At 74.3% G+C, this 14805-nt stretch carries 1 protein-coding gene; it reads right to left on the bottom strand.

From position 1 onward, the window contains the following. Positions 1 to 38: 38 nt before the first annotated feature. Positions 39 to 14669, bottom strand: a complete 14631-nt coding sequence (locus tag ABZX90_RS10985) for an SDR family NAD(P)-dependent oxidoreductase (protein ID WP_355203522.1) — start codon at positions 14667 to 14669, stop codon at positions 39 to 41. Between the last annotated feature and the right edge of the window lie 136 nt (positions 14670 to 14805).

Below are 14805 nucleotides of genomic sequence, written 5' to 3'. Positions count from 1 at the left end.
TTTCCGCACTGCTTCCGCGGGCCGAGCCGCCGGCCCGCTCACTGCCGCCGCCAGGAGCGGAAGGCCCGCAGCTGTTCCGGCGTGACCACGCTCTCCAGGTGCTCGTCGTCCTGGTCGCCGCCACCGAGCGCGGCCAGCAGACGCCGGGCCGGTACGTTACGGTCGGTGCGCTCCGCCGTCAGCCGGACCTTCACGCAGCCCAGTCGGTCGGCGTGGTCCGCAAGCCATCCCAACAGCCGTTCCTCGACGCCTCGGCCGAGCGCGCGGCAGCTCAGCATCCAGGCGAGGACGTCGAGTCGATCGCCGTCCGCGCGGAGGGCGAGCAGGCCGATCTGGCCGTAGTCGCCGAAGCGGTCCCGTGCCGCAGCCGTCCACACCTCGCCGTGCTCCCGCCACCTCGCCAGATCGCCGCCGTCGGCGGACCGGGGGTGGAGGGTGAACTGATTGGTGCGGCGGACGAGTTGCTCGGCCCGCTCGACGTCGGCCCCGGACACGGCCCGGATGTCGACCTCCAGTTCCAACTGGGCGAGGAACTCCTCGAAACCGGCCTGCTCGCGCACCGCGTCCCGCTCCCGCTCCTGCGCGTAGAACCCTGCCCGCAGTCCGTCCTCCGCCGTCGCCGCCGCCGGGACCAGCGGCCACAACCGGCCGAGGAAGTCCTCCAGTTCGGCCGCCGGAGGGCAGGTCACCGACAGCACCTCCGGCAGCGCCGACCGCACTCCCGCGATCTCGACCGGGTTGTCGTCGAGGAACAGGAAGCTGTCCAACCCCAGGTTGAGGGTGCGCGCCGCCTCCGTGAGACGGCCCGGCTTCGGGCCCCAGCCGGCGGACAGCACGCTGAAGTGCTCCGCCTTCAGCGTGCTGTCCGGACGGTCCAGGACGGCCCGTACGGTGTCCTCGTCGTTGTTGCTGACCAGCGCGAGCAGCGCGCCCGCGGCACGCCACCGCAACAGCCTCCGTGCCAGCAGGGCGCGCGGTCCGGTCAGGTCCACCGACTCGGCGCCGATCTCCCCGGCGATCCCGCCCCACAGGGTCTCGTCGCCGTCCACCGCGATCACCTTCGGCGCGGGACGCAGTACCGCTCGTACCACCTGGGCCAGCCGCAGGGCCGCCGCCGCCTGGAAGTGCGGGGTGAAGGGGAGATGGGCCAGCCGTTCGGTCCGTTCGTCGAAGCGTTCCGCGACGGCGTGGTGGCGCGTCCAGTCGTCCGGGCCCAGCACCGCGATGCCGGGCGAATCGGTCAGCTCGGCGACGAGACTGCTCTCCCATCGCGCGAAGCGGTCGTCCTGCCGCGCCGAGGGCAGGATGCCGACGATGAGTGGTCTGCGGGTCCGCTCGGACAGGGCCCGCAGCGCGGCCGGGTAGGCGGTCTGCAGTTCGGTCAGCACCGTGTCGGTCACCGGGCCGAAACGTTCCAGGTCCGCCGCCCGCAGCAGCACCACGCCCACCGCTGTCGTGGGATCGGTGAAGACGCCCGAGGGATCGCGCAGGGCGGAGAGCACCTGGTGGTACGGCGCTTCCGCGACCGTGAGCCCCTGGTCCCGTGCCCGCTCCCGGGTTCCCTCCCCGGTGCCCTCCTCGACCGCCGCCTCGCAGAGCAGCGGCAGATTGCCGAGCGCGAAGGTGGCGGCGAGGGCGAGCGTGCGGCGCAGGTGGGCAGCGGGCTCCCGCGCGACCGGAGTTGCCGTCTCGGTCGGAGTTGCCGTCGTACCCGTCTCGGTCGGAGTTGCCGTCGCGCTCTTCGCGGCCGGAGCTGCCGTCGTACCCGTCGCGATCGGAGCTGCCGTCGACCCCGTCGCGATCGGCGTCGCCGTCGTGCCCGTGTCGATCGGCGTCGCCGTCGCGACAGTTGCCGTCGCACCCCTCGCCCGGACCGCCGCCGTCGGGTCGTCGGCCGTCACGGCGAGCAGCCGCAGGAACACCTCCGCCAGTTCGGTGGAGGTCGTCGCGTCCAGGATGTCGAGGTTGTGGTCGAGCCGTACGCGGCCCGCGTCCGGGGTCATGGTGACCATGAGGTCGAGGTCGGAGTATCCCGTTCCGGCCGGGAGCACCTCCAGGCGGCCGAGGCGGGCCGCCGAGGAGCGTACGTAGTTGAAGTACACCTCGACCAGCGGGGCGTTCGCCCGGTGCAGCCCCTGCCCGGCCAGGGTCGACAGCACGTCCGAGAACATGGCGCCCTTCGCCAGGACCCGGTCCAGGCGCGCGTCCGTCCGGCGCAGTACCTCCTCGATCCGCTCCCCCGCCGCCGCCTGTGCGGGGAATGGCACCGGTACGCCGAAGAAGCCCACCGCGTCGTACGCGTCGGCGTGGATGCGCGTGTCGACGGGCACGGCGAGCACGAAGCGCTCCCGCTCCCGCATCCTGGCGAGCAGGACGGTCAGGGTGCCGAGACAGAAGGCGGCCGGGGTGACGGCGAGCCTGCTCGCGGCCGCCGACACCCGCTCCATCAGCCCGTCGGGTATCGCCACGGTCACACTCCCGGCCCGGTACGAACGCGTCCCCGGGCGCGGCCGGGCGAGCGTCAGGTCGAGACGCTCGCTGCCCTGGAAGGCCTCGCGCCATTCGGCGCCGGCGCCGCCGGAGGCGTCGCCGGTCCGCTGGGCCTCGATCAGCAGGTCGATGTCACGGTTGGTGACGGCGTCGCCGAGTGAGGTACCGGACAGTTCGGCGTCGATCTCCCCCGCGACGAGCAGCAGCGACTGCAGATCGCTCACCGCGTGGTGCGCGCCGAACACCAGGAGCTGGCCACGCGCGTCGGCGTCGAGCAGTTCGAACCGCCACAGCGGCGCCTTCGCCAGGTCGAACGCCGGCTCAAGGAGCCGGGACAACCGGTCGTCGGCGTCGAGTACGGCATCGGCGGGCACGTCCGTCCAGCGCAGCAACGGCACGGTCAACTCGCGCTCCACACTCAGCTGTCGGCCCCGTCCGGCGCCTGCGGCCATCGCCGTGCGCAGGGCCGCGTGCCGTCCGGCGAGCCGGGTGACGATGTCGGTGAGCGCCTTGCGGGTGGTCGGCGCGGTGAGCCGGACGGCCAGGCCGACGGCGTGCGCCGCGTCCGGCATGCCCGGCTGGGCGCTGCGCAACAGCCGTACGACGTCGCGGGTCGCGGGCCGCAGCTCGCTCTCGGGCACCTCGGAGGTGACGTCGGGCTGGGGCTCCGCACTCCGTGCCCCGGCGGCGCGTTCGGGCAGCACCTCGCCCAGGGCCCGTGCCAGGCCCCGGATGTCGGACGCCGAGAAGACGGCGGCGGCCGGGAGTTCGGCGCCCAGTTCGCGGGTGAAGGCGTTGCGCAGCCGGACCAGCATGAGCGAGTCAAGGCCCAGTTCCTTGAGGGCCGTGGTCGCGGACAGCTCCGCGGCACCGCCGGAGACCTGGTCGACCTTGGCCCGTACATACGCTTCGAGCCGTGCGGTCCGGTCCTGGTCCGTCGTCGCCGCGAACACTCGTGCGACGAGGTCGTCCGTGCCCGCCGGGTCCGCGGTGGCGGTGATCAGGTCGCCCAGGATGGGGCGAGTGCGCGCCGCGTCCGGGTCGAGTTCCAGTGCCTCCCGGTCAAGGGCGAGGGGGGCGAGCTGGCGGCGGGAGGTGGCGAGCACCCGCTCGAACAGGTCGCCGCCTTCCGCCGGGGTGAAGGCGATTAGACCCGAACGGCTGGTCTCGGCGGCCCGGGTGCCGGAACCTGCGACCATGCCGACCTCCGTCCAGGCGCCCCAGTCCAGGCTCAGCGCCCGGCGATCGGTGCGGGAGAGGTGGTGGGCCCAGGCGTCGAGGAAGGCGTTCGCCGCCGCGTAGGGACTCTGGCCGGCCGAGCCGAGGATGCCCGCCACCGAGGCGAAGAGGACGAACCTCTCGGCCTCCGGGGCCAGTTCGGTGAGCAGGGTGGTGCCCAGGACCTTGGGGGCGAGCACGCGCAGGACGCGTTCGTCGGTCAGGTTCGCCACCGTGGCGTCGTCGAGGACACCTGCCGCGTGGACGACGGTGGCGATCGGTCCGGCCGCACGTCGTACGGCGTCCAGGGCGGCCGTCAGCGCTGTACGGTCGGCGACGTCCGCGCGGGCGAGGTGCACGGTGACACCGCGTGCTTCGATCCCCTTGATCCAGCTCTCCGCGGCCGCGTCGGGCCCGCCCCGGCTCAGCAGGGCCAGTCGGCGGGCACCCCGGCGGACCAGCCGCTCGGCGGCCACCCGGCCGAGGCCGCCCAGACCGCCCGTGATCAGGTGCACGCCGTCCGCGGTGATCCCGCCGTGCCCGCCGTCGTCCGGGCGGGTGCGGGCCAGCCGTGGCACCAGCCGGCCCGATTCCCGCAGCGCGACGAGCCGTTCGTCGTCCGCGTGCCGCAGCTGCGTCCACAGGTCGTCGGCGCCGTCCGTGGCCGGCAGGTCGATCAGCGTGGTGAGCAGTTCCGGGTACTCCTGGGCCACCGAGAGTCCGAAGCCCCAGGCGAGCGCCTGCTGAGGGTGCGTCACCTGCGTGCTGTCACCGGCGGCCTGGCTGCCCCGTACGACCACGAACAGGCGCGGGGCGCGGCCCCGGGGACGGTCGGCGAACGCCCGTACCAGGTGCAGGGTGCTCAAGCAGCAGCACCGCGCGGCCTCTTCGGCCGTGGCGGCGTCCTCGACGGCCGGCGCGTCCAGTGCGGACAGTTGCACCACCCGCTCCGGCGGCCCGTCGACGAAGGCCTCGTCGAGCAGACGGGTCAACTGCGCTGGATCGGACGGGTCGAGGACATAGCGGCCGGGGCCCTCGGCGCCGAACTCCGCGCCCCTGCGCACGATCACATGGGGCACGGCGGCCGAGGCCAACCGTTCTGCGAGCGCGTCGGCCGCCCCGGTCTCGTCGGCCAGGACGAGCCAGCTGCCGTCGCCGGGCTGCTCCTGTGCGGCCGGGCGCGGCTGCCAGCGGGTCTCGAAGAGCGCGGCGTCCAGCGGCGAGAGCGCGGCGAGTTCGAACTCCGTCGCTTCCAGGAGCAGTTGCTCCTTCTCGTCCCAGAGCCGCAGATCCAGGAGTGCGGTGTCGCCGTCCACGGAGCGCAGTCGGCAGGTCGCCCACGCGGGCGCGGAGCGCAGGCCGGTGAAGCGCAGCCGTCCGACACCGGCGGGCACGAAGGCCCGGCCCGCGGGCGCGTCGGCGGGCAGGGCCGCCGTGTGGAAGGCGGCGTCGAGGACCGCGGGGTGCAGCAGATGCCCTGCGGCGGGCCGGCGGGCGAGTCGGCCGATCGCCGCGGCATCCGTGCGGTGACCCTGCTCCAGGACCCGGAAGGCCGGGCCGTAGTCGATGCCCAGGGCCGTGAGCCCCGCGTAGACGGCGGGCAGGTCGGCCGCTTCGTCGCACCGCTCGCGCAGCACGGCGGGCTCCTCGCCCGCGTCGGGCGCGGCGGGCGCGGGTTCGACGGCGGTGTCGACGACGCGTCCGGTGACGTGCCGCTCCCACGGCACGCGCCGCTCCCCGGTGGCCGCCGAGGCGATGGTGAAGTCCCGTGAGCCGTCCTCCCCGGCGGGCTGCAGAACCAGTTGCAGCCGTACGGGCTTGTCCGCGTCCAGAGCCAGGGGCCGCACGAACCTCACGTCGGCCAGTCGTACCTCGCCGCCGTCCCGCAGTGCGGACGCGGCCTCCAGTGCCAGGTCGAGGAAGGCTGCGCCGGGCAGCCAGACCTCGCCGGTGACCTGGTGGTCGGTGAGGTAGGCGAAGCGGCTGTCGCGCAGGTCGATGTCGCTCTGGAAGATGTGCCGGCCGGGTGTGTCGCTGGCCTCGACATGCGTGCCGAGGAGCGGTGAGCCCCCGGCCGTCCCGGTGGCCGGGGCGGGTGCGCGCCAGTGGCGTTCGCGGGCGAAGGCGTACGTGGGCAGGTCGATCCGGCGGCCCTGTGGGAGCAGCACCGGCCAGTCGGGCGTGTACCCGGCCTCGTACAACTCCCCCAGCCGGCCCAGCAGTACACCCCGTCCGTCCCGCTCACGGCTCAGTGAGCCGACCGCGACCGCGTCGATCCCCGCCTCGGCGGCCACCGCCTCGATCGACGCGGTGAGCGAGGGGTGCGGGCTCAGCTCGACGAAGTAGCGGTAGCCGTCGTCCAGCATCCGCCGGATCGTGTCCGCGAAACGGACGGGGCGCCCGAGGTTCGCGTACCAGTGGTCGGCGTCCAGCCGGTCGCCGGGCACCGGTTCGGCCAGCACCGTCGAGTACAGCGGGGTCGTCGTGCGCGTGCCCCGGATGCCGGAGAGCCGGTCCAGCAGATCCGCGCGAACCGGGTCCATCAAGGGGGTGTGGGAGGCGAACGGCGTCGACAGCCGCCGTACCCGGATGTCCCGCGCTTCGAGGTGCCCGCGCAGTTCGGCCAGCGCTTCGGTGTCGCCGGAGACGGCCGTGGAGTGAGCACTGTTGACCGCCGCGACGAACAGCCGGTCCGGGTGGGCCGCGAGCAGCTTCTCGGCCTCCGTGGGCGGCAGTTCCAGGGCCAGCATGCCGCCCTTTCCGACCAGTGGGGCGACCGCTCGGGCGCGCCCGGTCACGACGGACACGGCGTCGTCCAGGGTGAGGGCGCCCGCGCTGTACGCGGCGGCGATCTCGCCCAGGCTGTGCCCGATCACGGCGTCCGGTCGGACGCCGAGCGCACGCCAGGCGGCGGCCATGGCCGCGTTGACGGCGAACAGCACCGGCTGCAGGTACTCGGTGCGGTCGAACGGGGCGAACTCCTCGGGTGCCGCCAGCGCGTTGAGCACCGACCAGCCGACGTGACGGTGCACCGCCTCGTCGATACGGGCCAGTTCCTCGTGGAAGGCCTCCGACTCGGCCGCCAACTCCACGCCCATGCCGGGCCACTGGCCGCCGTGCCCGGCGAAGACGAAGGCCACCTTGCCCGAGTGCTCCGCGCGGGGCGGGGCCAGCGGCGTCCGTCCGGTCGCCAACGCGTCGAGCCGTGAGCGCAGTTCGTCCCGGTCGCCGGCCACTATCCCCGCGCGCCGTTCGAAGTGGCTGCGGTGTCGCGCCAGGGTGTGGGCGACGTCGGGCAGGGCGACATCCTGGTCCAGGTACCGGGCCAGCCGTGCGGCCTGCCCCCGCACGGCGGCCTCACCGCGCCCGGACAGCGTGAACAGCCTTGTGCCCGGGGCGGTTTCGTCCAGCGGCAGGACCTCCGCGGGATCGGCTTCCTCCACGATCAGGTGCGCGTTGGTTCCGCTGATCCCGAAGGCGCTCACACCGGCTCGCCGTACGCGTTCGCCCGACGACGGCCAGGCGACCGTCTCCCCCAGCAGGTGCAGCCCGCTGTCGTCCCAGTCGACGTGGCGACTGGGCGTTCCGGCGTGCAGGGTGCGCGGCAGGGACTGGTGCCGCAGGGACTGCACGACCTTGATCAGACCGGCCACGCCCGAAGCAGCCTGCGCGTGACCGATGTTGGACTTGAGCGAGCCGAGATACAGGGGGCGGCCCTGGGGGCGCGAGGTGCCGAAGACCTCCGCGAGGGCGTTCGCTTCGATCGGGTCGCCGAGGGTGGTGCCGGTCCCGTGCGCCTCGACGTAGTCGATGTCGGCGGGTTCAAGACCGGACAGCTCCAATGCCCGCCGGATCACCTGTTCCTGGGCCGGACCGTTCGGCGCGGAGAGGCCCTGGCTGCGGCCGTCCTGGTTGACGGCCGTACCGCGCAGCACGGCCAGCACCTCGTCGCCGTCGCGCCGCGCGTCGCCGAGCCGCTTCAGTACGACCATGCCCGCGCCCTCGGCCCAGATGGCACCGTCGGCGTCGTCGGAGAAGGAGCGGCAGCGGCCGGTCGGGGACAGCCCCCGCAGACGGCTGAACTCGACGAAGGTTCCCGGCGTCACCATCAGCGTCACACCACCGGCGAGCGCCAGGTCGCACTCGCCCGACCGCAGCGCCTGCGCCGCCAGGTGCAGCGCCACCAGGGACGACGAGCACGCGGTGTCCACCGTCAGCGCCGGTCCGTTCAGGCCCAGCGTGTACGCGAGCCGGCCCGAGGCCACGCTCGGCGCCGATCCCGTGCCGACGTACCCGTCCAGCTGGTCGAGCCGGGAGCCCGCGAGGTAGTCGCTGCCGAACATGCCGACGTACACACCGGTGGTGCTGCCCGCCAGCTCGGCCGGCACGATCCCGGCGCGCTCCAGTGCCTCCCACGCCGTCTCCAGCAGCATCCGCTGCTGCGGGTCCATGGCGTCCGCTTCCTTCGCGGTGATGCCGAAGAAGCCCGCGTCGAAGGACTCCAGGTCGTCGAGGAAGCCGCCCTCCTTGGCGTACGACGTGCCCAGGGCCTCCGGGTCGGGGTCGTGCAGCGACTCCACGTCCCAGCGGTCCGCCGGGAACGGGCTCACCGCGTCACGGCCCTCGGCGACGAGATGCCACAGTCCCTCGGGGTCGCTCACGCCGCCCGGCAGACGGCAGGCCATGCCCACCAGGGCCAGCGGCTCGTCCGGCGTCGACGCCGACGCCAGTGTGCGGGGGGACCGCGGATCGGGTGCGCCGCGCCGGGTGGTGCGGCCGTCGGTGGCGAGTGCGGTGGTCAGCAGGTGGGCGGAGAGCCGGGCCGCGGTGGGGTGGTCGAACAGCAGGGTGGCGGGGAGTCTGGCGCCGATCCGGGTGCCGATGCGGTTGCGGAGTTCGACCGCCGTCACCGAGTCCATGCCGAGCTCACGCAGCGGCTGGTCGGGACGGACGGACTCCGCCGAGCGCAGGCCGAGCGCCCGGGACGCCTCCTCACGGACCAGGGCCAGGACGCGTGCGGCGCGGTCGGCCTCCGGGAGCCGGGCCAGCCGGTCCGCCAGATGGGTACCGCCGTCCTGACCGGTGCGGGGCGCGGGCAGCAGGGAGCGCCAGAGGGCCGCCGTTCCGTCGTCCGTGGCAGCCGTGGTCTCGCGCAGGCGGGGCAGGTCCAGGGACCAGGCGATCAGGTGCGGTGCGCCCCGGCGCAGGGCGAGTTCGACGAGTTCGCGGCCCTGGTCGGGGGTGAGGGCGCGGTGGCCCAGCCGGGCCATCCGGTCCAGGTCGGCGTGTTCGGCGGCGAGGCCTTCGCCCGCCCAGGCGCCGAAGGAGACCGAGGCTCCGGGCAGGCCCAGGGCCCGCCGGTGGTGGGCCAGTTGGTCGAGGAAGACGTTGGCCGCGGCGTAGTTGCCCTGGCCCGGGTTTCCGAGCACGCCGGCCGCCGAGGAGATCAGCAGGAACAGGTCGAGCGGTGTGTCGGCGGTGAGCCGGTGCAGATGGGCGGCGCCGTCCACCTTGGGGCGCAGCACCCGCGCGAGGCGTTCGGGCGTCAGCTCGGCGACCACCCCGTCGTCCAGGATTCCGGCGCAGTGCACGACACCGCGCAGCGGCAACTCGGCCCCGACGCCTGCGAGTACGCCGGCCAGGGCGGTCGCGTCCGCCACGTCGCACTCCGCGATCTCGACCACGGTTCCGAGTGCGGTCAGTTCGGCGGTGACCTCGGCGGCACGTGGATCCGCCGCGCCCTGACGTGAGGTCAGAAGAAGCCGGGGGACGCCGTGTTCGGCGAGAAGCCGGGCGATGTGCCGCCCGACGGCACCGAGCCCGCCGGTGATCAGCACCGTGCCGTCGGTGGGCGCCAGAGTGTCGCGGCCGACGAGGTCGAGGACGACAGGGGCACCGGACACCCTGCGCCGCCGTATCGCCTCGCGTGCGGCGGTGACGGGCAGGACCTGGGGGCGGGCCGGACGCGCCCGCCCGGCGACGGTCTCGTGCAGCGTCCGGGCCGCGTCTTCGGTACCGGTGTCGCCGCTGGGCGTGGGGGGCAGGGCGGCCGCGGTGGTGAACGGCATGTCGTCCGGGAGCACCGCGACCAGCCGTGCGTCGGCGACCGCCATGGAGGCGGGCGGGGTGTCGGCGAGGGCGACGACCCGCAGGCCGGGGCTCAGGTCGCTCACGTCGGCGGCGGTCTCGGTGACCACACCGGCGCAGGCGGTACGCGGCCGCTCCCCGCCGGGCCCGGGAACCGCCAGCGCGTGCACCTGAATCCTGACCCGGCCCGGAGCCAGGGCCGGGGACTCCACCGCGCGCAGGGTCGGGTCGCTCTCGGGACCGGCCAGTTCGTAGCAGTCACCGGCCGGGATCCGCAGCGCGTCGGCCGCGCGGGCACGCACCAGCCTTGGCACGAGCAAGGAGCCTTCCCGGAAGGCGAGTTCGGGCTCGCCGGCCTGGGCGACGGCCGTCGGCAGGACGTCGGCGGGATCGGAGCCCCCGAGGTCGAGCAGGGTCAGCCCGAGGTGCGGGTGTTCGGCCCGGGCGCTGCGGGCGAGGCCCCACAGGACTGACTGGGCCAGGCCGGGCACGGTGTCCCCGGCACCGGTCGCGACCGCGCCACGGGTCACCCAGACGGTCCGGGCGGGCGGCCGGTCGTCCTCAAGCGCGATCAGGTCGCGCAGTTCGGCCAGCGCCGCAGCGGCCAACTCCTGTGCTGCGGCGGCCGGTTCGGCATCAGCTGCCGGACGCGGCCAGAATCGTACGACGATGTCGGCGCCCGTCTCGCGCATCTGGATGCCTGCCGCCGCCAGGCCGCGCAGGACGGCCGCGACCTCCGGGTCCGAGCGGTCGCCGTGGACGGCCCACGCGGCGCCCGGTACCGCTACGGGCTGTTCGGTCACGGCCGTCCACGCCACTTCGTACAGGTGACGGCCGTTCTCCGAGGCGCCGTTCAGGTCCGCCTGGTCGGCGGCCCGCAGCCGTACGTCCTCCAGCCGGCCCGCCGGGAGGCCGTCGGTGTCCCACAGGGTCACGTCGAGGGTGAGGTCCGTCCCCGAGCCGCCCGACCGCCGTATCAGCGCCGTGAGGTCGCTCGCGCCGCCGGGCGGCAGGACGCAGCGGCCCACCGCGACCGGCAGCAGCACCCGCCGGTCGGACGCGTCCAGCGCGGCGGCCACGTGCAGTGCGGCGTCCAGCAGCGCCGGGTGGACAGGGTAGGGCTCACTCGCGTCGCGGGCCACGGCCGGCAGCGACAGCCGGGCCAGCAACTCGCCGTCGGCGGTCGTCGTGACCGCCGACCGGACGCCCTGGAAAGAGGGACCGTAGCCGAGACCGAGCGCGGCCAGCCGTTCGTACGTGTCTGCGCTCCAGGCGGACTCGGCGGCCTCCGGCCACACCGGCGGCCGTGCCGCCGTCACCGGGGCGGGGGCGGCCGCCGACGCGGTGGCGTGCAGGGTCCAGCCTGGGGCCTCCCGGCCGCACGGACGGCTGTGCACCGTGACCTCGGGCGCGGATCCCGTGGTGACCACCTCGACCGACACCTCGACCGTGCCGGTCTCCGGCAGCACGAGGGGCGCGAGCAGCAGCAGATCGGTCACGTCGCCGGGAGTGTCCGGGCGGGCCACGGCGAGCGCGGCACGGCACAGCTCCATCACGGTCGTGCCCGACACCACGGTCCGCCCGAACACGGCGTGGTCGGGCAGCCAGTCGGCGGTGGCCGGGGACCATTCGTTGCGGAAGGTCCAGCGGGTCTCGTCCGCCGACTGCAGCTGAACGCCCAGCAACGGGTGCGCGGCACGGTCGAAGAGACCGGAGGCCACGGCCCCGGACCCGGGTTCGGGCTCGATCCAGTAGGACTGCGGATCCCAGGCGTACGTGGGCAGGTCGGCCGCCTCCGCGTCGGGAACGACGCGCCGCCAGTCGATCCGCCGTCCGTGGACGTGGAGTTCGGCGGCCGCCCGGTCCAGACAGGCGGGCCCGTCCTCGTCGCGGCGCAGCGATCCGACGGCGACCAGGTCCTCGTGGCCGCGGTCCTCGGCGACCGTGCGCACGGCGGTGACGAGGGAGGGGTGGGGGCTGAGTTCGACGAAGTGGCGGTAGCCGTCGGCCGCCATGCGTTCCACGGTGGGCGCGAAGCGCACGGGTTCACGCAGATTCGTGTACCAGTAGTCGGCCTCCAGCTCCTGCGTGACCGGCTCGCCGGTGACCGTGGAGTACCAGGCGACGGTGGTCGGGGAGGTGGTGACGCCGTCGAGTTCGTCGAGGATCGTCGCGCGCAGTGGCTCGACCCGGGCGCTGTGGGAGGCGTAGTCGACGTCGAGACGGCGGACGAACACCTGCTCCCGGTCGAGGTCGGCGAGCAGGGCGTCGAGCGGCTCCACCTCGCCGGCGATCACCGTCGAGCGCCCGCTGTTCACGGCGGCGACGGACACCCGGCCGCCGAGGTCGGCGAGGCGCGCCTCGACCTCGGTGTGCGGCAGGGCGACGACGGCCATGGTCCCGGTGCCGGACACCTCGGTCAGGGCCTGGCTGCGCAGCGCGACCACCGCCGCGGCGTCGTTGAGGCTCAGCGCCCCGGCGACGCAGGCCGCTGCGACCTCGCCCTGGCTGTGCCCGATCACCGCGTCCGGGCGTACGCCACGGGCCCGCCACACCGCCGCCAGGGAGACCATCACGGCGAAGAGGACCGGCTGGACCACGTCCACCCGTTCCAGGGCAGGGGCGCCCTCGTCGCCGCGCAGGACGGCCGCCACCGACCAGTCGGTGAACGGGCGCAGCGCGGCGTCGCAGCGGTCGAGTTCGTCGGCGAACACCGGTGAGCGGTGGAGGAGTTCGCGGGCCATGCCGGACCACTGGGCACCCTGGCCGGGGAAGACGAATGCCAACTTGCCCGGTGGGAGGCTCTGTTGCGGGCCCACGACCAGGTCGGGGTCCGGGTTCCCCTCGGCGAGGCCGCGGAGCGCGGCGAGCAGTTCGTCGTGGTCGCCCGCCCGGACGACGGCGCGGTGCTCGAAGTGTGTGCGGTGGTGCGTCAGCGTTGCGGCCACGTCGGTCAGGGCCGGCCGCGGTGGTGCGGCGAGCGCGTCGAGCAGGCGGGCCGCTTGTCCCTGGAGGGCCGGGAGGGTGCGGGCGGACAGCGGGAAGAGGACGGGCTCCGCGGTACGAGGATGCCGGGCGGGCGCCGTAGTGGGAGCCGGCGTCGGGGTCGCGCCGCCGGAACGGGGGCGCCGGGCGGGCGTCGAAACGGGAGTCGGTGTCGATGTCGGAGTGGGAGCCGACGTCGATGTCGGAGCGGGAGCCGGTGTCGGAGTGGGAGTGGGAGCCGATGTCGGTGTCGGGCGTGTCAGGTCCTCCGGTGACTCCTCCAGCACCACATGCGCGTTGGTGCCGCTGATCCCGAACGCGCTCACCCCGGCCCGCCGCACTCGGTCAGCGCGCCGTGGCCACGCCTCGGCGTCGCTGCGCACGCGCAGGCCGCCGTCCTCCCAGCCGACGTGCTCGGTCGGGGTCTCGGCGTGCAGGGACGCCGGGAGCCGTTCGTGGCCGAGGGACAGGACCGTCTTGATGACGCCGCCGATGCCCGCCGCGGCCTGTGTGTGACCGATGTTGGACTTCAGGGAGCCGACGCCCAGGGGCCGGTCCGCCGGGCGGCCCGGTCCGAAGACCGACGCGAGCGCCCTGCCCTCGATGGGGTCGCCCAGCGGCGTGCCGGTACCGTGCGCCTCGACGTAGTCCAGGTCGTCCGGCCGGAGCCCGGCGTCGTCGAGGGCGGCGCGCAGCACCCGTTCCTGCGCCGGACCGTTCGGCGCGCTCAGGCCCTGGCTGCGGCCGTCCTGGTTGATCGCCGACCCCTTGACGACCGCGAGGACCCGGTCGCCGTCCCGGCGCGCGTCCGCGAGCCGCTTGAGGAGCACCAGACCGCAGCCCTCGGCCCACACCACCCCGTCCGCCTCGGTGGAGAACGGGCTGCACCGCCCGGACGGCGACAGCCCGCGCAGCCTGCTGAACTCGACGTGCCCGCGCGGTGTCACGAGGAGCGTCGCGCCACCGGCCAGCGCGAGGTCGCACTCGCCGCTCGCCAGTGCCCGCGCCGCCAGGTGCAGGGACACGAGAGAGGAGGAGCAGGCGGTGTCGACCGTGACGGCCGGCCCCTGGAGTCCGAGGGTGTAGGCGATGCGCCCGGACGCCACGCTGGACGCCGAGCCCGTGCCGACGTGCCCGTCGAGCCGGTCCAGCGGGGCCGAGGCGAGGTATCCGCTGTCGTACAGGCCGACGTAGACGCCCGTCGAACTGCCGTTCAGCGTCTCCGGGACGATCCCGGCGCGCTCGATCGCCTCCCAGCCGGTCTGCAGCAGCAGCCGTTGCTGCGGGTCCATGGCCGCGGCCTCGCGCGGCGAGATCCCGAAGAAGGCCGCGTCGAAACGATCGATGCCGGTCAGGAAGCCGCCGCGCAGCGTGTACGCCTTGCCGGTGGCCTCCGGGTCGGGGTCGTAGAGCCCTTGGGTGTCCCAGCGGCCCGCGGGCACCTCGCCGACGGCGTCCTCGCCCGCGGCCAGCAGCCGCCAGAGGGCCTCCGGGTCGTCGGCGCCGCCGGGGAACCGGCAGGCCATGGAGATGATCGCGATGTCGTCGTCCCTCCGCACGGACGGGCCAGCGGGCGCGGAGGCCGGGGCCGGATCGGCCGTGCCCAGGGGCTGTTCGTCGAAGACAGCGTCGGCGATGCCCGCGATCGTGGGGTGGTTGAAGACGAGGGACGGTTCAAGGGGCCGCCCGGTCCACTCGGACAGACCCGCGGCCAACGCCACCAACTGCCGTGATCCCAGACCGAATTCGGCGATCGGGCGCTCCGGTGCGACGGCCGACGGGGCAAGCCCGGCCGCTTCGGCGACGGCCGACGTCAACCAGGCCCGCACCCCCTCGGGGGTCGTCGGGGACGTGTCGGGGAACTGCTTCGGGGACTCGTTCGCAGGCATCTGGGCTGGTGTCCTCGTGAACTTGGGCTCAGGTGGGTTCCGTACGGCCGACGCACGGGTGCGTACGGCGTACGACTGATGCCGCCGACGCACGGCGGATGGCAGACGGGAGACGGGAGATGGCAGACGGCAAACC

It is taken from the genome of Streptomyces sp. NPDC002935 (genome assembly GCF_040611295.1).
Lineage (GTDB): Bacteria > Actinomycetota > Actinomycetes > Streptomycetales > Streptomycetaceae > Streptomyces.
The sequence above is the reverse complement of the archived record's forward strand: the minus strand, read 5'-3'. Positions and strand labels throughout refer to the sequence as shown.